Origin of the sequence: Anditalea andensis (assembly GCF_000714815.1) — a bacterium.
Taxonomy (GTDB): domain Bacteria; phylum Bacteroidota; class Bacteroidia; order Cytophagales; family Cyclobacteriaceae; genus Anditalea; species Anditalea andensis.
Genome location: NZ_JMIH01000021.1, coordinates 14,139 through 39,596, shown reverse-complemented (window position 1 = coordinate 39,596; position 25,458 = coordinate 14,139). Strand labels below are relative to the sequence as shown.

21 protein-coding genes are annotated in these 25,458 nt (G+C 35.7%); 16 read left to right on the top strand and 5 right to left on the bottom strand.

The window, feature by feature from the left end:
* The first annotated feature begins 44 nt into the window (after positions 1–44).
* Positions 45–1,550, top strand: a complete 1,506-nt coding sequence (locus EL17_RS12010; RefSeq protein WP_035074284.1) for a RagB/SusD family nutrient uptake outer membrane protein — start codon at positions 45–47, stop codon at positions 1,548–1,550.
* 295 nt (positions 1,551–1,845) lie between these two features.
* The gene (locus tag EL17_RS12005; RefSeq protein WP_035074283.1) at positions 1,846–2,577 is read left to right on the top strand and encodes a DUF6089 family protein; all 732 of its coding nucleotides are present in this window, start codon (positions 1,846–1,848) and stop codon (positions 2,575–2,577) included.
* Positions 2,578–2,582: 5 nt separating this feature from the next.
* Here EL17_RS12005 and EL17_RS12000 read toward each other — a convergent pair whose 3' ends face one another.
* The 3 genes from EL17_RS12000 to EL17_RS11990 form a co-directional block, all read right to left on the bottom strand.
* Entirely contained in the window at positions 2,583–3,008 is a 426-nt protein-coding gene (locus EL17_RS12000; protein WP_035074282.1) for a hypothetical protein, read from the bottom strand.
* A gap of 196 nt (positions 3,009–3,204) precedes the next feature.
* Positions 3,205–4,917, bottom strand: coding sequence for a capsule assembly Wzi family protein (locus tag EL17_RS11995; protein WP_240485986.1), 1,713 nt, complete (start codon positions 4,915–4,917; stop codon positions 3,205–3,207).
* Between the two features lie 33 nt (positions 4,918–4,950).
* Complete coding sequence (locus EL17_RS11990) at positions 4,951–6,588, bottom strand: capsule assembly Wzi family protein (RefSeq protein WP_035074281.1); 1,638 nt, start codon at positions 6,586–6,588, stop codon at positions 4,951–4,953.
* Positions 6,589–6,881: 293 nt separating this feature from the next.
* Between EL17_RS11990 and EL17_RS11985 the strand changes: the two genes are divergently transcribed.
* From EL17_RS11985 to EL17_RS11975, 3 genes are all read left to right on the top strand, one after another.
* Positions 6,882–7,673: a glycosyltransferase family 2 protein gene (locus EL17_RS11985; protein WP_084166204.1), complete on the top strand. Its 792-nt coding sequence runs from the start codon at positions 6,882–6,884 to the stop codon at positions 7,671–7,673.
* Between the two features lie 485 nt (positions 7,674–8,158).
* On the top strand, positions 8,159–8,461 hold the full coding sequence (locus EL17_RS11980; protein ID WP_035074279.1) for a hypothetical protein: 303 nt from the start codon (positions 8,159–8,161) through the stop codon (positions 8,459–8,461).
* A gap of 206 nt (positions 8,462–8,667) precedes the next feature.
* Positions 8,668–9,162 (top strand): glycosyltransferase, encoded by a 495-nt coding sequence (locus tag EL17_RS11975; protein ID WP_394332164.1) that lies wholly within the window; start codon positions 8,668–8,670, stop codon positions 9,160–9,162.
* 270 nt (positions 9,163–9,432) lie between these two features.
* On the opposite strand, the gene EL17_RS11970 is transcribed toward EL17_RS11975, so the two are convergent.
* Both EL17_RS11970 and EL17_RS11965 read right to left on the bottom strand, forming a co-directional pair.
* A complete protein-coding gene (locus EL17_RS11970) occupies positions 9,433–10,092 on the bottom strand; it encodes a hypothetical protein (protein ID WP_035074275.1) in 660 nt (219 codons plus the stop codon).
* A gap of 71 nt (positions 10,093–10,163) precedes the next feature.
* The gene (locus EL17_RS11965) at positions 10,164–10,742 is read right to left on the bottom strand and encodes a hypothetical protein (RefSeq protein ID WP_051719968.1); all 579 of its coding nucleotides are present in this window, start codon (positions 10,740–10,742) and stop codon (positions 10,164–10,166) included.
* 598 nt (positions 10,743–11,340) lie between these two features.
* On the opposite strand from EL17_RS11965, the gene EL17_RS11960 reads away from it, so the two are divergent.
* The 11 genes from EL17_RS11960 to EL17_RS11910 all read left to right on the top strand — a co-directional run bounded on the left by EL17_RS11960 (position 11,341) and on the right by EL17_RS11910 (position 25,452).
* Positions 11,341–13,974, top strand: coding sequence for an SLBB domain-containing protein (locus tag EL17_RS11960; RefSeq protein ID WP_035074271.1), 2,634 nt, complete (start codon positions 11,341–11,343; stop codon positions 13,972–13,974).
* A gap of 75 nt (positions 13,975–14,049) precedes the next feature.
* A complete protein-coding gene (locus EL17_RS11955) occupies positions 14,050–15,105 on the top strand; it encodes a Wzz/FepE/Etk N-terminal domain-containing protein (RefSeq protein ID WP_164675074.1) in 1,056 nt (351 codons plus the stop codon).
* A gap of 4 nt (positions 15,106–15,109) precedes the next feature.
* Positions 15,110–16,240, top strand: a complete 1,131-nt coding sequence (locus EL17_RS11950) for a DegT/DnrJ/EryC1/StrS family aminotransferase (RefSeq protein WP_035074267.1) — start codon at positions 15,110–15,112, stop codon at positions 16,238–16,240.
* A complete protein-coding gene (locus EL17_RS11945) occupies positions 16,233–16,805 on the top strand; it encodes an acyltransferase (RefSeq protein ID WP_035074265.1) in 573 nt (190 codons plus the stop codon). The genes EL17_RS11950 and EL17_RS11945 overlap by 8 nt, the downstream gene beginning before the upstream one ends.
* Before the next feature lies 1 nt (position 16,806).
* Positions 16,807–17,775: a Gfo/Idh/MocA family protein gene (locus tag EL17_RS11940; RefSeq protein ID WP_035074263.1), complete on the top strand. Its 969-nt coding sequence runs from the start codon at positions 16,807–16,809 to the stop codon at positions 17,773–17,775.
* Complete coding sequence (locus tag EL17_RS11935) at positions 17,776–18,483, top strand: GNAT family N-acetyltransferase (protein WP_035074261.1); 708 nt, start codon at positions 17,776–17,778, stop codon at positions 18,481–18,483.
* Positions 18,480–19,616, top strand: coding sequence for a dTDP-4-amino-4,6-dideoxygalactose transaminase (rffA, locus tag EL17_RS11930; RefSeq protein ID WP_035074612.1), 1,137 nt, complete (start codon positions 18,480–18,482; stop codon positions 19,614–19,616). Before EL17_RS11935 ends, rffA begins: the two co-directional genes overlap by 4 nt.
* Positions 19,609–20,724, top strand: coding sequence for a TDP-N-acetylfucosamine:lipid II N-acetylfucosaminyltransferase (locus EL17_RS11925; protein ID WP_035074259.1), 1,116 nt, complete (start codon positions 19,609–19,611; stop codon positions 20,722–20,724). The genes rffA and EL17_RS11925 overlap by 8 nt, the downstream gene beginning before the upstream one ends.
* Entirely contained in the window at positions 20,724–22,199 is a 1,476-nt protein-coding gene (locus tag EL17_RS11920; protein WP_035074257.1) for a lipopolysaccharide biosynthesis protein, read from the top strand. The genes EL17_RS11925 and EL17_RS11920 overlap by 1 nt, the downstream gene beginning before the upstream one ends.
* Before the next feature lie 244 nt (positions 22,200–22,443).
* Positions 22,444–24,321, top strand: coding sequence for an asparagine synthase (glutamine-hydrolyzing) (asnB, locus tag EL17_RS11915; RefSeq protein ID WP_035074256.1), 1,878 nt, complete (start codon positions 22,444–22,446; stop codon positions 24,319–24,321).
* Positions 24,322–25,452 carry a glycosyltransferase gene (locus EL17_RS11910; RefSeq protein WP_035074254.1) on the top strand — a complete coding sequence of 377 codons (1,131 nt, stop codon included), beginning with the start codon at positions 24,322–24,324 and terminating at the stop codon, positions 25,450–25,452.
* Positions 25,453–25,458 lie beyond the last annotated feature (6 nt).

Sequence of the window (25,458 nt, the reverse complement as noted above, 5' to 3'; positions counted from 1 at the left end):
TTTTGCTTCAAATAACATAACCTGATCATAAAAACAGACAGAAAATGAAAATTAAATATATATATATAGGGATTATTCTATCACTACTCACACTGATAAGTGCATGTGAGGATCCATTACAGGAAGAAGTATTCAGCTTTATCGCCCCGGAAAACTTTTATAACACGGCCTCGGATGCAGAAGCCGCCCTTGTGGGTGTGTATGCAGGACTGAGAATGGGAAGCATGTATTCCCAGCATTATCTGATAGGGGATATGGGGTCTGATGATACCTTCACAGGGGAGTTTAGAGGAAATCAGGATAGGATACAGATGGATGAATTTACGGTAGATCCAAATAATGGTATAGTAAGGGACCGATATGAAAATTCCTACATAACTATAAATAGGGCCAATGCTGTAATCAGCCGTGTACCGGCTATCTCCATGAATGACAGCCAAAAAGAAAATATCATCAACCAGGCTAAATTTCTCAGGGCATTTTTATATTTTGATCTGGTCCAACTGTATGGGGCGGTGCCGTTAAAGGTGGAAGAAACATTAAATATAAATGATGTAGCCAGTCCGAGGGTGGATGTAAACAGGATATATGATGAAGTCATTATTCCAGATTTATTGGCTGCAGAAAACCTGCCCGCATCACAGAACCTTGAAGGCCAGGTAACCCGCTCTTCTGCCAAAGCTCTTTTGGCCAGGGTTTACTTGACCAGAGCTGGGGACAATCCAGGCTCTCCTTATTGGGCTTTGGCAAGGGACAAAGCAAAAGAGGTGATTGATTCAGGTCATCACCGACTACTAAACGCTTATAGAGATGTTTTTCAGCTGGAGAACCAAAACAGCCCAGAGCACTTATTTTCAGTTCAGTTTAGTGCCTTGCAGGGTGTAGGAAGTACTATCCAGGAATTTTTCCAGCCCAGGGGTATAAATTCTATTACTGGAAATGGTAATGGAGTTAACGAACCCACTTTCGATATTGTTAGTGCCTTTGATCCTAATGACATCAGATTTGGAACTGCATTTCTCTTGGAGCTGCCTTTGGCTAACGGCGGTACTAACTTTTACGATCCACGGGCTTCCTGTATGGGTTTTCCCGCTCCCTGTATTCCTGCACCCTATATAGGTAAATTTCAGGAGTCGGCCCCTCCGAGAGGCAATCTTAATTATCCCATTATACGGTATGCGGATGTATTGCTGATGTATGCTGAAGCTGCCAATGAAGCAGAAGGAAGCCCTTCCCCTACCGCTTATGATATGATCAACCAAGTACGTAGAAGGGCCGGGTTGCCAGATATAGCACCCGGTCTAGCTCAGGATGCATTTAGACAGGCGGTAAGACAGGAAAGAAGAAAAGAGCTGGCTTTCGAAGGGATAAGACGATATGACCTGGTCAGATGGGGCATTTTGCTGGATGTAATGAGAAATCATTTCCAGGTTTACTACCCCGTTCTGGCCGGTAATGTACAAAATCATGAGGTCCTGCTACCAATTCCACAGCGAGAAATTGACCTCAACCCTGGTATCGAACTGGCTGATCAGAATCCTGGGTATTAACTATAACAATGTTTCTCCCCGAATCTACCTCTCAGTAGTTTTGGGGAGAAAATAGGTGGATATGTCCAAATGATTTATTTGTACCAGCTTTTTGACTTGGCCATTCAAAAAATTTCCTTCAAACCTGAGGATAAAATACATATATATGGATGTAGACCAATAAGCAGTATAAATATAAACCTTCTATATCCATTGATCTTTATAAAAACTTCTATTGCTATGAAATGATGTCCACGTTTCCCTTTTGATTTTTGGCTTTAAGTTTGATTGGTTTTAAAGGATTTATCCTGAACCCATGAAAAATTTTACCATTATACTTTTTACCCTGACTGTCCTTTTTTACAGTTTACGTCCAGCCATAGCCCAAAATTTTAATTATGAGACGATGGAAAGACCCTGGAGCATAGAGGCCGGTGTCGGCCCGGGGTGGATGTATGCAGATAATGCCGGATCTATTCGTAGAATAGGTTTTGCTTTAACTCCGGCGGCTTCTCTTTCCCTTACCAAAAACATTAACGCTCCCTTTTCCCTAAGGACTACATTAGGTTTTCAAGGGATGGAGGGAAACTTGGATGCTTCCATGGATAGAAAGATGCAGCTGGGAGATGAAGGGAATGCATATGATTTTAGGGGACAACTTTACTATTTTGATGTGGCTCCGGTTTTCCGCTTATTCAGATTTAGAGAAACCGTCCACCGTCGCAGATTAAATCTATATGCGAGTACAGGTATAGGAGGTATGGCCATATTTTCTACTAACGATATGATGGTGGAGAGCACTTCCATCCGTCGGGAAAATAATAAGTTTATCCCCTATATTCCGCTTAGAGCTGGTATTTCTTACAGGTTCAGGCCCTTATGGGACCTTTCTTTGGAAGGCTCCTTATTGTTTACTTTTGATGATGACATCGACGGACATCGTGGCTCAAATCATTTGGATGACTATCCTATGGGTATTCAGATTAAAATAAGAAAATTTTTTACTTTTAAAATGGTAAATTCCCTGCTGAATAATCCTACATATTGACCCTATTAAAAAAGTTTTTTTACCGCGACCTGTGCCTGAATCAAGTGATCGTTTTTAATATATTTTTTACCTACATGACCATCCAATTGATCTGTAAAGGTACCCAAAAATGAACCTTCTAATAGCAGCTCTATGGTACCATTTAATTTCTTTCCTATAGCAGCTCTTATGGGAATGTATGCACTCGTCACGGTCGCCTGCTTTTCTGCCACTTCTTGAGCCACCTTCCTATATTGATGGTTGTTTATATGCACTATACCTATACCAGCTCCGGCGTACAAATTAATAGTAGGCCCTCCATGTTGGGCTGGAAACAGTTGAAACATCGGTATCATATCCATATAGATGGTTTGACCATGAAATTTAAAAGCTCTATCCTGTTGGCCCCATCTTTCTTTTATCCGTTCGGATACTTTTAGATTATTTTCCACCCATTGTATCCCTAATATGCCTCATATTTACGGATGAGGTTGAATCACATAGAAATGAGACAAGGAGAATGTACCATTTCATAATATTTCATCATATAAAGTAAGCATCCTATATGACGCGCTCTGTCTACAGGATGAGTGTAAATTAAAGTATAGATTAGGCTAGCTTCAGTGTTTCGGTTGATTTTTTATACCATTACCTAAATATATACGCCACCCCTATATTGGCCACAAAGTTTTTCCGGTCCATGCCCGGTGCTAAATAATTATTAGGATCTTCTTCCAAGTACCACATGTAATTTAGTGAGTTGACATACTGCAACTTAGAAGATATTAGAAAATTATCTATTTTCCAGTCCGCTACCAAAGCGGGTACTATGTCCACATACTTTCTCCGCCAGTCCAGGATAATTTCAAATCTTTTATAATAAAAATCATTGTTGTTTTCTATTCTTTCCAATTGAAAACCCAGTCGGTTAAATTCCCTGACCCAGCTGATCTCACCAAAAAGCACGTTACTTCCTGAACCTATACCGGCACCGATTACCTGACCCTGATGGGTATAGCCATGCCTAACATGGGAGTGGGTATACCAGCTGTTCATATTTCTGATGCCCCGTCTTACCGTCTGTCCAGTATGGGTCATTTCCATATGGACCTGAAGGAATTGCTTGTCTTTTAATGGGATAAGATTGACAAAGCCAAGGGTATAGGCCCTGTTTTCGTCAGGGTTCACAATAAATTCCCTAAAACGTTTACTGTTTCCATTGCTCCCATATTCACCATAAAATTCAAAATGCCCGTTTGGCATTACCCAGCGGAAAAAGCCACTGCTCAGCTGGTTCCTCACGTTATCAGCACCGCTGCTGACTGCAGGGTTACGCTTGTTACCATTGAAGATAGGCAGGTAATCCCCAAAAGTTGTCATGTCATTATGATACATCTGCGACACACTGCTGTATCCTAAAGACAATCCCTGTACCCACTTGGGCTGATAGCTGAGAACCACTCCTGCCAGATAGCGCCAATCTTTGTCACGCTTAGGGTGGTGGAGCATCTGGTACTGTACAGAATGAAGGTGATTGGGAGGGGGAAAACCAGAAGCATCCAGCCTTCCGGCGATGAGCTGACCCTCAAAAGATCCGATGGGGCTTTCTATAGGCTTTCTGGTATTTAAAGTAAGGTGAAGAAAACCAGGTGCATTGTTGCTCATCAGTAAACTGTTTCTTTTTGCAGGTCCCCACCATAGGCTTTCTGAAGAGATGCCTACTGATATATGCTCTGTACTATATCGTATACTGGACTGACCAAGGTAAAAATTAGTGTAAGATCCAGTGCCAAACCTTTCCGGGCGGTCGATCATATTCAGATATTCATAATATTCCAGCCAAGTACTTCCCCAGTGTTCTTCAGGAAATCCCTGATACTGCTTGTTTTGGGCTTGGATAAAGTCCGGCTGAAACTGTACACTGAATTTGCCATATTCTACATATAAGCCCATACTAAAATGCGTCTGCAATCCTCTATTGGGAATCATCGGGCCATCGTTGCTGCCATATGCATAATTGGAATTGTATTGGGTGCGCACAGAGATTGGCATCATCATGACCTTTCCTTTGTCACCGATCAGGCTATGGAATTCAGAATTGGCTATATCTGTAAACGTGCTGTCGAGATCCAGACCATTTTTAAGGTTAAAGGCCACAGCGGGATAGAGCGGCCGGATATTAAAGGAAACATTTGGATCCAAGCTTCCGATCAGCTGCTGTCGCCGTAGGTATTCTTCCATCAAGGGTGTACCGAGAGGAACGGTCTGTGCTAGCAGATCTACAGCGCTGGATAGCAGTAATAATAAAAATATATATAAAACCTTTTTCATATTGACTGATCCGTTTTTAATATGTTTCATAATTTATAGCTATGGGCTAAATAGATAGCGAATTTAAAATAAATAAGCGGCCCGTATCTGCCCCTGTACATTAAATACATCATGTCCTTTAGGAAAGTCCGGTGTACTATTGGGGTGAAGCTGCCACTGGTAGTTGAGAGAATTGATAAAGTACAGTTGGGAACTCAGCAAAAGTCTGTCAAACTGCCAGTCGGCCAGTAGCCCCAGATTTAAATCCACCCATCTGCCCTGAGAGGTCGTATCATTAAATTGTTTGACATAGATATCCTGGTGCCTGTTTAACCTGTCGAGCCGGATACCTAGCTTTTTGGTGCCCTTTACCCATGCGGTTTCTATGGTTTGCACATTGCTGCTAGGCCCTACACCAGGGCCGAGCATCTGGCCACGGTGGGTGAAACCATGGCGTACTTGGTAGTGGCCACCCCAATTGCTATCTCCCCCCGTTCCGGGATATCGGATCAGCATATTGATGGATTCTTGTTGCTGCAGCATTTCTCCTCTCACCTGGATAAAGGCATTGTTTTCTATTGAAAAGAGTTTACTGAAACCCATTAAGAATGCTCTGGCATGATCAGGATTGATAAAAAATTCACGCCAGTTAACAGAATGATCCCTTTTTCCATATTCAAAATATAATTCCGCTTTAGCTTTTGGTATGACATATCTTCCGAAAATAGTGACCTGTTGGTCTTGGGCTCTTTCATCATATTCCACGGTGTTGCCATCCTCAAAAAGTGACTCTTTAGTAAAAACTTCAAAGATCGGAAACCAGTCTCCAAGTGAATTGGTCCTATCCCTATCATATTGCTGAAAAACTCTATTCAGGCCAACAAACAAACCTGGAATCCATTTGGGTTGATAGGAAATATTGATACCGTTAATATACCTCCAGTCATCGGTTAAATTATGCTGAGTCAGTTCAGGAAATTCAGATCCCTCTAATCTCCCCATAATGAATTGCCCTTCAAAGGAGCCAAGAAATGTTTTAGCAGGTTTTCTGGTATTCAGGGTGAGGTGTTGAAAACCAAAAGCATTGTTTGAAAATAGCAGACTATTATATTGACCGGGTCCCCACCAAATATTTTCATTCGATACTCCTGCCGAAAAAGCCCCAAGATTTAGCCGTATACTGCTTTGTCCCATCAATAGGGTGTTATAACCCGCATGACCATACCTTTCCAAATACTCTGTATAGATACTTTTACTATTGCCATAGGCATAATCTTTATTTTGGGCCCAAATATGTTCTGGCTGGAACTGAATGGTCAGAGGTCCTAATTCTGCATATGCCCCTATACTGGCAAAAGTCTGAAAACCCCTGTTTTGGACCATAGGGCCATTTACCTGGGGATAAGGGTGATGGGTGTTGAATTCTGTATGTAACTGTACAGGTAATAGCTGAATTTTTCCATGCCCTTTCCAGAATCTAACTAGCATATCTTTTCCAGATAGGCTATCTCCCCCCATTATTTGTATAGTATATGGATTGAAGGTCTCGGATAGTTTGGTTGGGTAAACAGGGCGGACTGTAAAGGATACGGTAGAATCTAAATTCCCTAATAATTGGGCTCTGCGAATACCCTCCTCAAGAACGGGGAAACCTACAGGAAGTGATTGACTATTAGCTTTTAATGTGCTTAATATAATAATTAAAAATAATATTTTTTTCATGAATTTTAAACGGAAATCATTCCTTTTTCTTTGATCCCAAAGTAGGTTAGAAATGCTTTATTGACCAATTAATTCTTATATACTAAGGTTAATACTTTTGTATATCAAAATATAAACCAGGTAAAATTAATGATTTATTATGTTCATTTTACAAAAAATAAACCTTATCTGAATAATGAGCAGGTAGTAAGAATGCAAATATATAAAAACGCAACTATAGGAGCACTTTTTAGCCGCAATTGAACCACCTGAAAAATTTTTCGAAACGCATTGCCGGTGATAGGCTGCCATGAATCATTTATGATAACTTTGAAATAATAATTGTCAATAATGATCCAAACGACTGTATTCCTCCAAAAATACATGAATTTCCTCTTAACATATCAGTAATGAGGGAGACCAAACCAGGCTCATATGCCGCTCGAAATAAAGGCGTAAAGCATGCTAAAGGAAGGATTTTAGCCTTTACGGATTCTGATTGTATACCCGATGTTCATTGGTTAGCCAAGGCTTTGGATCAAATGAATAGTTTAAATCATGACCGCATTACAGGACCTGTTAAGTTATATTTTGAAAGTTTGAAGCCGAGTTTATACGATCAGTATGAATTAATATTTGGATTCGATCAAATAGAAAATGTTAAAAATGGTTCATCAGTTACGGCAAATCTAATAGTTCGGAAAGACCTTTTTGATCAAGTGGGTTTATTTAATGAAAATCTGAAGTCAGGAGGTGACCATGAATGGAACCTCCGGGCTACCAAGATGGGGTTTAATATAGGTTATTACCCAGATTTAGTAGTTAGACATCCTACTCGAAGTAACTACTCAGCTTTAAGGAAGAAAGCCAAAAGAATAGCAGGAGGGAAATATGCTCAAATAAAAAAGGATAAGAAAGCAATCGTAAAAATGATTTTACGAGATATCATTCCTTCTATACATAATTGGAATTACCTACAAAAAAAAGATCCATCTACTACTTTTGCCCTCAAATCAAGGATTTTTTTTCTTAAATATATATTAAGTATAGAAAGAGCTATGGAGGTGATATTACTACTTTTAGGAAAACAAGATTCACGACAATAAATTTTAGGGCTCTCTTTAAAGCAATTTTTTCTGGTGGTTGTTATATAGGTAATGCATTACAACTAATGGCAGTTTTATACCATGTGGAATTATTTATTTCAGAAGGATTTTAGAAATGCCTAAGTGCTATTGCTCCTTATTATTAATGATCTTTATTGAGAAAGCAAAATGTATTATACAGTATTAAATATGGAGTTTCCTTTATTATTTTCTTATCATTGCGAAAGTTTTCTAAAGTACTGAAACTAATGAGGATGTTTGGTATCCATTCTTATTCTATGAAGTGAGAAAAAATTAATTTGTTTCACCACCATACCTTTTTATGATTACAGCTGATTTACAGTGTCGTAGGCTGCCTTACTAGAATTTGTATAATTAAAAAAGAACCTAATATCCGAAAGTCAAAATTTACCACATAGTAATAGGCAGTATATAAATAATTTATTTTAAGGGCTTTATTTATTTTAAAAAGTATTTCTGCAAACATGAAAATTTTAATTGCTACTCAAAATAATGTTTTTCAAAATCAGATAGTGGGAGGTGCAGAAACTTCTTTAAAGTTACTGGGTGAGCATTTAGTTAAAGAAGGACATATCGTTCATTACATTACCATTAATCTATCTCTCCAAAAAGTTATTAAAAGAGAATTCGACTTCAATGGTATGAATATTACCGTGATAGTACCGAGCTGGACAGGTAGGCTGGCATTAAAATGCCTGTTTAAATTAACCCGTGGTAAAAAGCTTTACAATCAATATTTGTATAGTTGTTTTAAACCAGCTATTTAAAAATTAGCGGGCATACATGATTATGATATTGTACATTGTTTTTATGAAACGGCTATTTTGGAAAGTTTATTTGCCCTGAAATCCCAATTTAATTTTAAAATCGTTTTGCGAATGGCAGGTTTGAAATGGGTGGAAGAGATTTATAGAAATCCTGCGTTGGCATCCTATTATGAAACAGCCTTTAATCAAGTCGATGCTTTAAATTTATTTCCTCTGGAATAGAACAGTTATATGGACAGTATATTAAAGAATTTGACATAACTGTCACAGCCAAACCTAAATTGACCTTAGATATTGGAGTTTCTCCTTCTGCACAAAAAGTGAAATGGACGAGACGCTCTCTGTCAGGTAATCGTCTCAACATAGTAATGGTGGGAAGGTTTAGTGATTATCAGAAAAGACAAGATTTATTGGTTGAGGCATTGGCGATTATACTTAAAGGTTACAGGGTACATTTGACTTTTATAGGTGATGGGATGAAGAAAGAAGCTATTCAGTCTAGAGTTAATGATTTAGGTATGGATGAGTGTATAACATTTCTACCATTTTTTAATAAGCAACAGGAACTCTGGCAGGTATTGCTAAATAGCGATTTATTAGTGCATGCCTGTGATTATGAGGGATTATGTAAAAGTATAATTGAATCAATGGCTTTAGGACTGCCTGTTCTGGTATCGGATGTCACTCCCTTAAACCGGTAAATCCAAGAGGGAAAGAATGGGTTTTTGGTAGAAAATACGGTAGAAGCTTGGGCAGCTGCCATTATTCGACAATACCAAAATAGAGCATTGTTAGATAGAATTTCTGATAATAGCCGAATGTTTGTTATCGAAAGATATAACCCTAAGATCAATGTAAAGAAATACATAGGATTTTTCAAATCGATTTTGGTCAAATCGTAGCCCTTTAAAAGAAGAATGTAGATAAAATAAATGCCTGAAAATAAGCCATACCACCTACCATATTACTACCTATCGAACATTTAGAACACTGACTATTATTTCCCCTACTGACCAACTCTCATCTTCACGAGGCACTGGTACATTTTCTTGGCGCAGTTCATCATAGCATTTAAGCAGAATAGATTTATCACCATGGTTTATAATTTTGGTAATCGTATATTTACTGGTCAAACCATTATTATTTGCCTGATCAAATAGACCGGGCAAATCAATCTTGTCAGCACCTGTTTTGGGAGGAAAATTCCTGATTGTATTTTCCGGAAAAGATTGGTATTGACAGTAAGTAGAGGCACAGGTTGTATTGGCAAAGGTAGTATTGACAATGATCTCCTCATCTACTTCCATTTTCCAAATATCAGGCCCTTCTACACCAGGACTATTTCCGTTCCAAAAATTATGGATATAGAGTTCCACATTTATTTTGACCATATTATGTGGAGGCAATTCATTTAATGTCAATGTAAACCCTTCATTATTAAAAAATCCGAGTACGTTTCGTCCATTATAACTAACCAGTCCTTGATCAGAATTTATTGATGTAAGATCTAAAGACGAAAAATCATTTGAATACACCACCATTTCATCTAATAGCCTCTCCTGACAGGAACTGAACATAAGTTCAGCTATGATAAATAAGTATATTAACTGACAAATTTTAGATGATTTCATATAGTAAGGACTTCATATCGGGATAGATTTAATGAAAGTAAATGATGTAGATGGATTAATATGTAAGAATTTCATCTGATATTCAATAAACTTACCTCAATCTTGCTTACGGACCAACTTTCATCACATTTGGGATCACTCTCATTTAGCTGTATGAGTTCATCAAAGCATTTTATGATTAAGGTACTATTATGATGTGGGACTATTTTGCTGATCTTATATTTAGATGTCCAACCATTCTCATCTTTATACAGACAGCGGCCTGGCAGATCGGAAATGATGGCCCCGGTTTTAGGTTCAAATTGCCTTAACCCATTTTCCGGATAAGATTGGTACAGGCAAAAACTCGGTTCACAGATTGAATTGGAAAATGATGTACTAACGATCAATTCATCCTCTACGAGCATTTTCCAAACATCTGGTCCATTTTCCCCTCGACTGTTGCCTTCCCAGGAGTCGTGTATATATAGGTCTATGTTTATGCGGACCATATTATGTGAAGGCAAATCGAATAAGTTTAAATCAAAAGAATCATTATTAAAAAACCCAAGAACAGCCTCACCATTAAATTCTTGTATCCCTTCCTTTGATATGATATTTCTCAGCTCATTTGTAGAAAAGTCATTGGAATAAATTACCAGTTCTTCCATAGATTCATTTTGACATGAATATAGGAGGGGTAAATGAGAAATTATGAGCAAAGACTTGAATAGGGTTCTAATATAATTCATTAGATAATAATAAATAATGGCATAAGATAAATTCAAATATAATGAAAAAACCGATATGGTATTATGATGTAAGCTTGCTATAATATTGTAAGAAATAGATAAGCTGAGGGGTTTTGTTATATTTTACAAAAATATAAGGTAAGAAATAAGCCTATTTACCATTTTTGAATTTTTAATATTAAAGAATTTGGATGCTATTATAGTGGGTTTCGAAAGGGTAACTTTCGGCTTTCCAAATCGATATATTGGATTTTATTATGGATATTTTTGAGTTGTAATTAAAGCTTCATTCATCTTTCTTTTTAAAGAAGTATTCCTAAATTTGCACGGATTTTATAAAAGCAATTTTATTCATATTACTACATCAGAACTCTTGTTTTCTTAAGGATTTAATTGGGACTGAAGTGGCGAAGCTATGCTTTTATCCTAAATATAGTAATCAATATATCAAATATTTAATTTTTATCGTTTGCAAGAATTATTCGATAAAATCTATTTCAGCATTACTCATTGATTTATGAGAATTTACCTAATAATTATCTTTAGTATTTTCATTTGTAATGTTGCAGCATATGCCCAATCATTACAAGATATCCAAAATATAAAAGTTGATAATCTTTCTGACGCTCAGATAGAGCAGTTAATCAGACGTGCAGAGCAACAAGGTGTATCTGCACAACAGATTCCACAAATGGCTCAAGAACGCGGAATGCCTCAGCAAGAGGTTGCTAAATTGAATCAACGGATACAGGAGCTTCGATCTGGTAGAAGAGGACATCAATCCCAGCAACAAAGAAATGACAGCCAAACAAACGAGCGCGAAGGTAGAAGAGTACAGGGAGAAGTGGACGATTTTCAGGTGATGTTTGATTCTTTAAGAAGATCTGATCCTTATTACGACCTGACCCCTAGACAGAAAAAAATATTTGGATATACTTTATTTCATAATAGAGAACTGAATTTCAATCCTAATATGAATATACCTACACCACTAAATTATGTGGTAGGAGCAAATGATCAGTTGATCATAGATGTGTATGGAGCTTCTCAGCAAACCTATGAACTTCAGGTAAATCCTGAAGGCAGGATTTTTATACCCAATGTAGGACCGGTACCTGTGGGAGGATTGACTATTGAGGCGGCCACTTCGAGAATACAATCATCCCTAAGCAATATTTATTCTGGATTGAGAGGAGCAAATCCTAATACATTTTTACAATTAAGGTTGGGTGATATAAGAACCATACAAGTATCCATGGTAGGAGAATTAAGAAAACCAGGAACTTATACACTACCTTCTTTTGCATCAGTATTTAATGCTTTGTTTGCCGCTGGTGGTCCTAATGAAAATGGATCGTTTAGACATGTTCAGGTTTACCGAGACAGCAAACTAGTGGGAGAAGTAGATATATATGATTTTATCGTGCGGGGAGGACAACAGACTAATTTGATGCTAAGGGACAATGATGTTGTTATCGTCCAGCCGATAAGAGCTAGAGTGGAGATAGATGGACCGGTAAGACGGCCGGGATTATTTGAGCTAAAGCAAAATGAAACCATAGAAGATTTGATTCAATATGCGGGTGGATTTTCTGATAGGGCATTCCAGAATAGGATAACTGTAAGACGATCGACAGGGGCAGCACTGAAGGTAGATGATATTGGACAGGACTTTTATGCGACATTCAATCCGCAGGATGGAGATGTTTTTAAAGTCGGAGAAATATTAGAACGTTATGAAAATAGGGTTCAGGTAAGTGGAGCCGTTTACAGGCCAGGAGAATTTGCACTCACGGAAGGTTTAACCATTAGTGAGCTTATAGAGAAGGCAGGTGGATTAAGAGGAGATGCTTTTACAAATAGGGCTACCTTATACAGAACAAAATTAAATTTTGAGCAAGAGATCATATCTATAGATTTAGAACATGTTTTAGATGGTACTATAGGAGATATTACATTGAATAGAGAAGATATCTTAAATATTGCGAGTATCTACGATATAAAGGAAGAATACTATATACAAGTTTCAGGAGAAGTCAATAGAACTGGAGTCTATCAATTTGCTGAAAATATGACTGTGGGTGATTTGATAGTAAAGTCTCGAGGCTTTAAAGAATCGGCTACCAATTCATTTATAGAAATTGCCCGAAGGGTAAAAAATGAACCTAGTGGAAAGATAGCAGAAATCATTACCATTGAAATAGATCCAGAACTACAGCTGAGGCCTGATGATGCTCAAATATTTTTAATGCCTTTTGATCATGTTTTCATAAGAAAAAGCCCAGGATTTCAGAGAGAAAAAATGGTTAATGTAGAAGGAGAAGTTTTTTATCCAGGTGATTTTGCTTTAGGTAATGCTGATGAGAGAATATCCGATATTCTGGTCCGAGCTGGTGGTTTGAACCAATTTGCTTATCCAAAAGGTGCTACTTTAATTAGAAGAACCGAATTTTATCAGCAGCTACAAGAAGAGGAAAGAAAATTAAAAAATCTTAGAAGTTTACTTGATCATATTGACCGTGGCGATAATGTCGAGAATTCGGAAACTGAGGTAGAACTACAAAAAAGGATAGAAAGAAGAATTAAAGTATTATCTGAAGAGCTGGAAAAGCAAGAAGAAAGAAGAAATACTTCTGGAGGAGATGAATTACTCGAAGATAGATTTGCGGCATTAGCAGGTGCTGATACTGGTTCGGTGAAACTCACGCTGAGAGAAACAGAATTAATTGGTATTGAACTGGAAAAGATCATTCAGAATCCAGGTTCTAAATTTGATTTAATCCTTCAAGAAGGAGATATTTTAAGTATTCCTAAACAATTACAGACCGTAAGGATGCGGGGCGAAGTCCTATATCCTACTACAGCTAGGTATGATGATAGTAGAGGATTTCGAAATTATATATCCAGGGCAGGTGGATATACTGAAGATTCCAGAAGATCGCGCTCATATGTAGTCTATGCTAACGGGGATGTACAAAGAACAAAATCTTTTCTAGGTATTAAATTACATCCTAAGATAGAACCGGGTGCAGAAATAATTGTACCTGAAAAGCCCCAAAGACAGGCAATTCCTCCTCAAGTTTGGGTTACCATTGGGACTAGTTTAGCAACAATGGCATTGATTGTTTCTCAAATAATTAACTCTAACTAACATTACTGAAACAGCAAATTTTAAAATTTGATGGAGGACCAGAAACATTTTAATACCACTGAATCAATCAGTTATATGAACTTGATTAAGATGGTTTTAGCTAAAAAGAGGATTTTGTTATTCACTTTATTAGCATTTTTATTTGGAGGAATTTTATTGGCCTTAACTTCACCTGTAGAATTTGAATCTTCGGCGATTACTATTTCAGAGACAGAAGAAGGTATGGGTGGTTTAGGTCAGCTCGGTGGACTTGCAGGAATGGCGGGTATTAATCTTCCTATGAACAATACCCAAAAAACAACCTTCTCTCTTGAAATGTATCCTGATTTGGTTAAAAGCAGATCCTTTTTGAATCCGTTGTTATCCGAAGAATTTTTCTTTGAAACAATGGGTAAAAACATGACTATTAAGGAATATTATTTGCAAGAGAGACCAGGAAATATTTTTTCAAAATTTTTTGGTTTAGTATTTAGTATTCCTTCAAGGCTATGGAATATTTTCTCAGTTTCTCAGGAAAGTACTATAGAAGATGTACAGGGAAATAATGAGGAGAATTTCCTTCGCGTTTCTTCTTCTGATGAATATGTGATCAGCCAATTACGAAAAAGGATATCAATAGATATTGATAAGCGCTTTATGACTTTGAGGGTCAAATCTCCTGAGCCCCTGATTTCTGCAAAATTAAATAATATAGTATTGGATAAATTGATTGTGTATGCTACCAACTATAAAACAGAAAAGCAAAGAAATAATTTAGAGTTCATTGAAGATAGAACCAAAGAAGCAGAGCAGAACTTTAAACAATCCCAATTAACCTTAGCCTCATTTAGGGATGCTAATCAAGGTATGATCTCTCAAAGGGCCAGGACCCGAGAAGAGTTTCTTCAAGCAGAGTTTAATATATCGTTTAATGTGTATAATACGCTAAAGCAAGAAGTTGAGCAAACTAGAATACAATTAAAAAAAGATACGCCTATATTTACCACTTTTGAACCGGCCGCGGTTCCATTGGGTAAAGCTTCACCGAATACTCCATTAATCCTGATAATATCAATTTTTCTAGGCTTATTTGTTGGAATGGTAATTGTCCTAATATTAATAATTAAAGAATTCTTTTATAAGTCGATTTAAAAGTATGAGTAAAATACAAATGGTGGACCTTAGGTCCCAATATGATAAAATCAAAGAAGAAATAGACCTAGGAATTCAAGAAGTTATAGATACTACTGCTTTCATCAATGGTCCCCAGGTCAGGGCATTTGCACAAGAATTGGCCGAATATAATCAAGTAGCACATGTTATCCCTTGCGCCAATGGCACCGATGCTTTACAAATAGCCATGATGGCCCTTGACTTTAAACCTGGGGATGAAGTGATAGTGCCTACTTTCACCTACGTGGCCACAGTAGAGGTAATTGCCTTGCTGGGATTAAAACCGGTTTTTATAGATGTTACCCCTGATACTTATGAGTTGGAAAGTGAACTGCTTGAAAATTATCTTACGTCCAAAACTGTAGGTATAGTACCCGTACACCTATATGGCCAATGTTCCAATATGGAAGCGATTTTAAAATTCGCCACTAAGCATGGACTCAAAGTGATAGAAGATACTGCACAGGCTATTGGTGCCGATTATACTTTTTCTGATGGAAAGGTAGCTAAAGCAGGTACTATGGGAAATGTAGGGACGACTTCTTTTTTCCCTTCCAAAAATCTTGGATGTTTTGGTGATGGTGGTGCAATATTTACCAACGATTCAGAATTGGCTGCAAAACTTCAAATGATCGCTAACCATGGTCAAAGCAAGAAATATTATCATGATAGTATTGGAGTAAATTCTAGATTAGATACACTTCAGGCAGCCATTCTTAGGGTTAAATTAAAGCATTTAAATAAGTATTCCGAGGCACGGAATAGTGTAGCTGATAAGTATGATGAAGCCTTTTTAGGTCATAAACAAATTCAAACACCTATAAGGGTAAAAAATTCTACGCACGTATTCCATCAATATACTGTGCAAATTAAAAATGGTAAAAGGGATGATTTGAAAGCTTACCTTCAGGAGAAGGGCGTGCCTTCTATGGTTTATTATCCTGTCCCCCTTCATTTACAAACAGCATATCAGACTTTCGGATATAAAAAGGGGGATTTTCCAATAGCAGAGGATTTATGTACGCAGGTGCTTTCATTGCCCATTCATACAGAGATGAAAATCGAAGATCAGGATTATATAATAGAAAATATTAAAAACTTTTTCAATGAATAATTACTTTGCACATCCTACAGCTGTAATTGATGAAGGCTGTGAAATAGGGGAAGGAACCAAAATTTGGCATTTTTCCCATATAATGCCCAATTGTAAAATTGGAAGAAATTGCAATTTTGGTCAAAATGTAGTAGTATCACCTGAAGTAGTTTTAGGAAACAATGTAAAAGTACAAAATAACGTTTCAATATATACTGGGGTTGTTTGTGAGGATGATGTGTTTTTAGGGCCCTCAATGGTATTTACAAATGTAATTAATCCTAGAAGTGCTATTAACCGTAGAGGGGAGTACGCTAAAACACATGTTGGAAAAGGTGCCACTATAGGTGCCAATGCTACTATCGTCTGTGGACACGATATTGGTACATTTGCTTTTATCGGAGCCGGATCGGTTATAACTAAGAAGGTGTCTGCCTACGCTTTGATGGTGGGGAATCCTGCCAAACAAATAGGATGGATGAGTGAATATGGTATAAGACTGCAATTTGATGAAGATGGAATAGCTTATTGTAAGGAAAGCAACGAAAAATATATTTTAGAAAATCAACAAGTAAGAAAATTATAAAATGAAAAATTTTGCATTAATTGGAGCTGCCGGATATATTGCTCCTAGGCATATGAAAGCTATAAAGGATACTGATAATACTCTTCTGGCAGCATATGATAAGTTTGACAGTGTGGGAGTGATGGACAGTCATTTTCCAAATGCTGATTTTTTTACTGAATTTGAAAGATTCGACAGGCATATCGAAAAGTTAAAAAGAGGTGAAAACAAAATAGATTATGTAAGTATATGTTCTCCTAATTATCTGCATGATTCGCATATTCGATTTGGCTTAAGAGTTGGAGCCAATGTAATATGTGAAAAGCCTTTGGTATTAAACCCATGGAATATTGATGCACTTCAAGAAGTGGAGAAAGAACATGGAAAGCAAGTTTTTAATATTTTACAATTAAGGCTTCATCCTTCTATCATAGCTTTAAAGAAGCAAATAGATGAAGGTCCTAAAGATAAAATATACGACATTGATCTGGCTTATATTACCTCTAGGGGTCATTGGTATTATACTTCTTGGAAAGGTGATGTTAGCAAATCAGGTGGTATAGCCACCAATATTGGTGTCCATTTTTATGATATGCTTACCTGGATTTTTGGAGGTATTAAAGAAAATGTAGTGCACATACATACTCATGACCGAGCCTCCGGTTATTTTCAATTAGAAAAAGCCCGGGTTAGATGGTTTTTAAGCATTAATGTCGATACGCTTCCTGATACAGTAAAGCAAAGAGGCGGAAGGACATATAGATCTTTAACTATGGAAGGTCAAGAAATAGAATTCAGTGATGGGTTTACAGAGCTCCACACAAATAGTTACAAACATATATTAGATGGGCATGGCTTTGGACTTGAAGAAGCTAGAAATTCTATTGAGATAGTTCATAACATTAGGCATATGGAACCAATTGGCTTAAAGGGAGACTATCATCCATTGGCAAAAGGCGAATTGAATAGCCATCCCTTCGATGTAAGATAAATGGTTGAACCTAAAATTCAAAAATTAGATTGGGACTCCAGTTTCTTTGGATATGAAGTAGGAAAACTTACCCTCTCTGAAGGGGATAAGCTGTCAGAAGAGAAGTTTTATGAGGAGGTTTTACCTTATGATCTTGTCTATATCTTTTCAACTTCCGAAATTAATACGCAAAATTTTAATCTTAGGGACAGAAAAGTAGTACTTGAAAAAGATAACTACTTTACTGAAACTATAGAAGAAAGCCATGATTTTACAATCAGACCATTTGATTCCAATATTGATGATTATGAGAAATTATTGGACTTAGGTCTTCAAAGTGGTTTACATTCCAGGTTTAATACTGATAACAATTTCTGTAATGGGGAATACCGCAAAATGTACACTCTGTGGACAGAAAAATTAGTAACAGATAGTAATTCACAGGTCTGTATCATTACTAAAGCGTCTGACATGATAGGCTTTGTTGGATATTCGGTAGTTGCCCAACAATATGCGGACATAGTATTGGTAGGAATTGATAAGAATTACCGAGGTCAGGGATATGGGAAAAAACTTTTGAAAAAAGTTCTTTCCCAAATATCATCTTTAGATGTGATAAAGGTTAAGGTAACTACCCAAATGAATAATCAACCTGCAATACGGCTTTATCAAAGCCAAGATTTTAAAATAAGTCAAATCGTAAATATTTATCATTTTTGGAAAAGATAATTCCCTTTAATAAGCCTTACCTGACCGGAAAAGAAACCCATTATATGTATGATGCTGTGAATTCCGGTAAACTTTCTGGAAATGGTAAGTATACAAAAAAATGTCAGGATTATTTTGAAAGCACCTTTGGGTTTAAAAAATGCCTACTGACCACCTCCTGTACAGATGCATTGGAAATGGCTGCCATATTGATAAATATCCAGCCGGGAGATGAAGTGATAATGCCTTCCTATACTTTTGTTTCTACAGCCAATGCTTTTGTTTTGAGAGGAGCAAAGATTGTATTTGCAGATAGTCGACCAGATCATCCAGGAATTGATGAATCTTCTATTGAGAGCTTGATCACAACAAAAACAAAAGCTATAGTTCCAGTTCATTATGCCGGAGTTGCCTGTGATATGGACAGCATTATGATGTTGGCTGAAAAACACGGATTATTTGTGATAGAGGATGCTGCCCAAGCTATAGATAGTTATTATATAGGCAAAGATGGCATAAAAAGAGCTTTAGGGTCTATTGGTCATCTAGCGGCTTTTTCATTTCATGAAACAAAGAATATAATTTCAGGAGAAGGAGGGATGTTAGCTATAAATGATGAGCGGTTTTTTAAAAGAGCTGAGATCATATGGGAAAAAGGCACTGATAGAGCAGCATTTTTTAGGGGGGAGGTGGACAAATATGGATGGGTTGATGTTGGCTCTTCTTTTTTGCCTTCCGAGCTTATTGCAGCTTTTTTATGGGCTCAATTGGAAAATATAGAAAATATTCAGCGAAAAAGATTAGATCTTTGGAATTCTTATTATGAGTTATTGGCTCCCCATACTGAATCAATAGGAGTTAAACTCCCTGTAATTCCAAATTATGCCACTAATAATGCCCATATGTTTTATGTCATATGTAATAGTGTTCAACTAAGAGAACGTATGTTGAAAAAACTAAAGGAAAATGGAATATTAGCAGTGTTTCATTATCTTAGCTTACATAAGAGTCCTTTTTCTATGGCACTTCACCCCGGTAAAATAGAGTTACCACTTTCTGATAATTATTCAGAAACATTAATTCGCCTTCCACTATTTTACGATCTTGAAATGCCTGATTTACATAAAGTTACTAGATTTATCATTAATGGTTGAAAAAGAAAATCTTGTTTTTTTACCTGATTCACCCTATTCTAATTGGATTATAGATAGAAGTGAGGCTCTTCTTCCTAATATAAATCAATATGTATGTTTGGCAAGTAGTAGAAAATATTTAGAATTTTCATTTATTACAAACAGTAATTACGTAAAAAATTTATCTTTAAAACAAGCCAATTCATTTAAGCGTATCATTATACATTATCATAATGAATCTACTGCATATTTTTTAGAAAAAAATAAAATACCTTTTTACAAGGTAATATGGGTACTATGGAGTGGAGATTTGTATAATACTCCATTTTACTCAAAGCCTATATATCAACCAATTACAAATAAGTTGACCTATGTTTATAATAACAGATTTAATAAAAAAATTAAAGAGATTATAAAAGGCTTATTAAAAAGAGAAGGAACGGTCCTACATAGGAAATCTTTCAAAAGAATAAAATTTATTGCAAGTCCTTTTGAAAAAGATGTATTAGAAGCAAGAAATCTATTCAGCCAAGATTTTGTACATATTCCTTTTGCATTTCTTTCTGTCGATGAGCTATTTGATCGAGATCTATTACAAGATTTAGAAGTTAATGGTAATAAAATATTGATAGGACATTCAGGTGTACCAGAGGGTAATCACCTAGAAGCTTTTGATATTATAAAAAAGTTTAAAATCAACCATATCATACTATGTCCTCTTTCCTATGGTAATCTTGATTATATAAATGAAATTCGTACAAAAGGGAACACCATATTTGGAACAAGGTTTGAGCCGATAATGGATTTTTTACCTAAAAAAGAGTATTATAATATGCTTTCACAAGTGGGGTTTGCTATTTTTAATAATAATGTACAACAAGGTTTTGGAAATGTATTAGGCTTAATATTTTTAGGAGTCAAAGTATTTTTGAATCCTTCTAATTCTATTTATTTTCAGTTTAAACAATGGGGCATTGTAGTATATAACTTAGAGGAATTAACTGAAGAAGACTTATTAAACCCTTTGTCTTCAGATCAAATTACATTGAACAAAAAAATTATTATAGACAAATTTAATGAAAATGCTTTAAATGAATTTTATAAAGGTTTATATGAGATTGTTGTTTAATGAATATAAAAAGCAGTTTAAAAAATCTAGCCTCTGACAGTGTTATTTATGGGTTGTCAGGTGTTTTAACAAAATTTATATCTCTTTTTTTAACCCCGCTATATACTAGAATATTTACCCCTGATGATTATGGCGTAATAGGTATACTTGCCAATGGATATGTATTTATAACTATATTACTTGTTTTTGCAATGGATAATTCCACTGCAAGGTGGTTTTATGATACAGAATCTTTTCACCATAGAAAGCAAATTATCAATACTTGGTTTTGGTTTTATCTTGTATTATCATTAGGTTCTGCGATATTGTTGTTTTTTTCAGCTCACTATTGGGCTCAAATGTTTTTGCCCGAATATGCTGATAGTTATCTATACATTCGCCTCATTGCTTTAACTCTAGTATTTGTAGTCTTACCATCTGTAGCTACTAACATTCTACGATTTGAACGTAAGCCAAAGAGCGCAGTTTTCTTATCTTTATTTCAAGCTTTATCTTTAATTTTTTTTAATGTATTATATGTACTATTATTAAAATGGGGTATTGTAGGAGTTTATTATGCACAGCTATCTTCAGTTATTTTTACTTTGCCACTTGCTATCTATTTGATTAAATACTGGATAGGTTCCCCCAAATGGTTTACTTTACAAAAATTCAAAGAAATGGTTTCTTATGCCCTTCCATTTATACCGGCAAGTATAGGGTTTTGGGTTGTAAATCTCTCTGGCGTTTTCTTTTTAAATGAATATGTCACAAAGAATGAAGTAGGTTTGTTTCAAATAGGGATAAGTATTGCAGCCGTAGCGGGTATTGCCACTATGGCCTTTCAACAAGCCTGGTCCCCCTTTTCGTTTTCTATTTTAAATCAAAAAAATTCTAAAGAAATCTATGCTGCTGCTTTTACTTTTTATGTATTAGGTATAGGTTTTTTATGTACTATAATTTCTTTATTCGCTTATGAAGCTTTAATAATCTTAACTACACCATTATACTATGGAGCTTCTCTAGTGGCAGGAATTTTGGTTTTCAATTATTTTCTGATGGGATTAACAAACATAGCAGGGTTAGGGGCTTCTATAGCTAAGAAAACGGCCCCTTTAGGTACTATAAGTTTAATATCTTCAGCTATCTTAATTTCATTGAATTTCTTATTGATTCCTTATTATGGCAAAGAAGGTGCTGCACTTGCTATTTGTTTTGCACAATTGATAATACCTTTATATATGTTTCGTAAATCACAAAAATATTTTTTTATTCCATATGATTTTAAAAAAAATATATTAGTACTATTAAGTTTCGTCGTATGTGTAATTGTTTCGATAATATTAAAGCATGATAATTTCTTTTTATCAATTCTGATTAAATTAGCTCTATTATCTATTACAAGTGCAATTGTATTCTATCTAAATAAAGAAGACCTTATTAAGATTAAAGTTATCCTTTATAAGAAATTCAATTCTGCTGTTCCTCAAAGATAATTTCAACTATTTTTTATTCAGGAGAAAATATCCAAATAGTTTACTCATTCCATAGTTTGTAGATATACTTCTTAGTTGCTTGGACATTTTCTATTGACCACTATTATAAATTCTCTGTTAAATGCAATGCACTTACTATTTTACTCTTTTAGCATATAAAATAGTTTTAATACGTAAGAACATTTACCAATAGTATATAATATATACTATGTATTAAAAACATATAAAATTAAATTGTATAAACATGTGCGGAATAGCAGGCATACTTTCAGAAAATCCTAATCTGATAAATAAAGAAAACCTAATTAGAATGACCGACTCCATTATTCATCGAGGACCGGATGGATCTGGACATTGGATAAGTGAGGATGGCAAGGTAGGATTTGGCCATCGAAGGTTGTCCATATTGGATTTATCAGAGTCAGGAGCACAACCTATGCACTACATGGGCAGATATACCCTCACTTTTAATGGGGAAATTTATAATTATTTAGAAATAAAAGCAGATTTAATAAAAAAGGGTTATTCTTTTAGAAGTAACTCAGATACCGAAGTGCTTTTGGCTTTGTATGACCATAAGAAGGAAAGCTGTCTAGAAGATTTGGACGGAATGTTTGCTTTTTCCTTATATGATAATAAAACAGGTGAAGTTTTTTGTGCTAGGGATAGATTTGGAGAAAAGCCTTTTTTTTATACGCAATTCCAGGGGGCTTTTTATTTTGCTTCGGAAATGAAGGAATTCTCAGCGGTTGGTGTAGATAGAATTCCTGATCCTGAGATGATCTTTAATTACCTTCATTATGATTTAGTAGATAATCATGCTGACCCCACCCAAACTTTTTATAAAGGATATAAAAAACTTGCACCGGGCCATTATTTGATCTGGAAAAATGCAGGCTTTATCATAAAAAAATATTGGGGTCTTAATCCTAAGAACCAAAATAACAGTATCGGAATAGATGAGGCAAAGGATAAATTCAGAACATTGTTTTATGAATCAGTAAATAGACGTTTAAGGTCAGACGTTTTAGTTGGATCAAGCTTATCAGGTGGCATAGATAGTTCATTAGTGGTATGTGTGATTGATAATCTTCTAAAAAACCATCCAGATTCAATTCAGAATACATTTTCTGCTCGATTTAAAGATTTCTATAAAGATGAAGGGTATTTTATACAAAAAGTAAGGGAAAGCACCCGTATTAATTCTCATGAGTTGTACAGCAATATGGAGGACTTAGAGAATGTTTTTGATAAGATATGTTATCATCAAGAAGAGCCATTTGGCTCTGCTAGTATTTTAGTGCAATATCAAGTATATGAGTTGGCCAAAAAGCATGGGGTTACCGTATTGTTGGACGGACAGGGTGCTGATGAGATACTGGCCGGATATCATCCTTATTTTTCCACCTATTTTAATGAGATCAGAAAACACTCTGAAAGTAAGTTTAAAAGAGAATATGCTGCTTATATGAAATTGCATGAAGGGAATAGTATAAATGCAAAAATATCCAAACCTGGATGGAAGCAGTCAATGGCATCAAATTTTCCTGATTTAGTCAGTAAGGTAGGGAGAGGCATTTTGTCTTACAAGATGAAAAATACTTCACTGATGGCAAAAGATTTTTTTGAAGAAAATAAAAAGCATGCTCATAATAACTTTAAATTAGATGTCGGACATTTAAACAGCCATCTGCATTTCTCTACATTTAGTATTGGCCTACCTACATTATTAAGATATGCTGATAGAAATTCAATGGCCCATAGCAGAGAAGTCCGGTTGCCGTTTTTATCACATGATTTGGTTGAATTTGTTTTTAGTTTACCTTCAGATTATAAAATTAAAGAGGGTTGGACTAAATATCTTATGAGAGCTGCTTTTGAAGACTTAGTACCGCAAGAAATATCATGGCGAAAGGATAAAATTGGATTTGAACCCCCCCAAAAATCTTGGATGGATAATATAAAAACGCAAGAAAAAATTAGAGCGGCAAGAGAGATTTTAAGTAAAGAAGGTATATTGCAAAAAGGCGCGGAAAATTTACCTATTCAATCCCAGGTAGCCCATATAAAAGGAGATGGAAGCTGGAACCATCTGATGGTTTCAAAATTATATGATACATAAATGAAAAGAGTTTTAATTATCAGTTATTCTAAGATTGATACTGACCCTAGAGTATTGAGGCAGATCGATTTTTTTGAGGATCAGGGATATGACATCTTTCTTTGTGGTATTGCGTATGAAGGCGATCTGCCTTTTTTCCAACTGACTAAACCTAAGCAGCTATTATTTAGAGTGTTAAAACTAGGCATCATGGTTTTCAAATTAAATAAAATTAGGGTCAGGGAATTTCTACATCATACAGATCTTGACAAATTATTAAAAATTAATCCGACGTTCGATCTTATTGTTGCTAATGATGCCGAAACTTGGCCGCTGGCAGCTGAATTTAAAAAAAATGAGCCAGATATAAAACTTGTTTTTGATGCGCATGAGCAATATGCAAAGCAATTCAGTGATCTAAGATCATGGAAGTGGTTTCATAAAGGATATGCCAATTACCTTTGCAGCGAATTTATACCAGTTGCTGATTCATTCTTGACAGTATGTGATGGTATAGCGCAGGATTATGAAAAGGAATACAATGTAAAGCCTCAAGTAGTCCTCAATACTCCTGAGTATGAACCCGAACTTACACCTAGTCAGGTAGGAGAAACAATCGAATTAATACATCATGGAATAGCAAATCGCAGCCGCCAAATTGAAAAAATTATTCATATGATGGATTACCTGGATGATCGGTTTCGTTTAAACCTGATGTTAATGCCAGTGGACCAAATTTATTATGAAGAACTTCAGAAATTATCTGAAGGCAAGAACATTCTATTTTTAGAACCTGTAGTGACTACCGAAATTTCTAAATTTATTAATCAGTTTGACATAGGCTTATTCTTACTTGAGCCCGTAAATTTTAATTATACTTATGCCCTTCCAAATAAATTTTTTGAATTCATACAAGCACGTCTAGCGATAGCTATAGGCCCTTCTATCGAAATGAAAAAAATTGTGTTAAAAGAAAAGATAGGTATAGTATCTCAAACATTTGACGAGTTGGATCTGGCAAACAGAATAAATAATTTAAGTCGCGAAGATATTATTGTATTGAAACAAAATGTCCACCATATAGCACAGAAATATTCCAATGATAAAAATATAGATATATTTAAAGGAATTCTTAGTAGGGTGCTTAAATAAATATGG

Excerpts from the sequence above, each read along its gene's own strand:
- EL17_RS11990 (WP_035074281.1), bottom strand. The coding sequence starts at position 6,588 with ATGAAAAAAATATTATTTTTAATTATTATATTAAGCACATTAAAAGCT.
- EL17_RS11960 (WP_035074271.1), top strand. The coding sequence starts at position 11,341 with ATGAGAATTTACCTAATAATTATCTTTAGTATTTTCATTTGTAATGTT.
- EL17_RS11995 (WP_240485986.1), bottom strand. The coding sequence starts at position 4,917 with ATGAAACATATTAAAAACGGATCAGTCAATATGAAAAAGGTTTTATAT.
- EL17_RS11980 (WP_035074279.1), top strand. The coding sequence starts at position 8,159 with ATGAAAATTTTAATTGCTACTCAAAATAATGTTTTTCAAAATCAGATA.
- EL17_RS11920 (WP_035074257.1), top strand. The coding sequence starts at position 20,724 with ATGAATATAAAAAGCAGTTTAAAAAATCTAGCCTCTGACAGTGTTATT.
- EL17_RS11945 (WP_035074265.1), top strand. The coding sequence starts at position 16,233 with ATGAATAATTACTTTGCACATCCTACAGCTGTAATTGATGAAGGCTGT.
- EL17_RS11965 (WP_051719968.1), bottom strand. The coding sequence starts at position 10,742 with ATGGAAGAACTGGTAATTTATTCCAATGACTTTTCTACAAATGAGCTG.
- EL17_RS11955 (WP_164675074.1), top strand. The coding sequence starts at position 14,050 with ATGAACTTGATTAAGATGGTTTTAGCTAAAAAGAGGATTTTGTTATTC.
- EL17_RS12005 (WP_035074283.1), top strand. The coding sequence starts at position 1,846 with ATGAAAAATTTTACCATTATACTTTTTACCCTGACTGTCCTTTTTTAC.
- EL17_RS11940 (WP_035074263.1), top strand. The coding sequence starts at position 16,807 with ATGAAAAATTTTGCATTAATTGGAGCTGCCGGATATATTGCTCCTAGG.
- EL17_RS11935 (WP_035074261.1), top strand. The coding sequence starts at position 17,776 with ATGGTTGAACCTAAAATTCAAAAATTAGATTGGGACTCCAGTTTCTTT.
- EL17_RS11950 (WP_035074267.1), top strand. The coding sequence starts at position 15,110 with ATGAGTAAAATACAAATGGTGGACCTTAGGTCCCAATATGATAAAATC.
- EL17_RS11910 (WP_035074254.1), top strand. The coding sequence starts at position 24,322 with ATGAAAAGAGTTTTAATTATCAGTTATTCTAAGATTGATACTGACCCT.
- EL17_RS12010 (WP_035074284.1), top strand. The coding sequence starts at position 45 with ATGAAAATTAAATATATATATATAGGGATTATTCTATCACTACTCACA.
- EL17_RS11970 (WP_035074275.1), bottom strand. The coding sequence starts at position 10,092 with ATGAAATCATCTAAAATTTGTCAGTTAATATACTTATTTATCATAGCT.
- asnB (WP_035074256.1), top strand. The coding sequence starts at position 22,444 with ATGTGCGGAATAGCAGGCATACTTTCAGAAAATCCTAATCTGATAAAT.
- EL17_RS11925 (WP_035074259.1), top strand. The coding sequence starts at position 19,609 with ATGGTTGAAAAAGAAAATCTTGTTTTTTTACCTGATTCACCCTATTCT.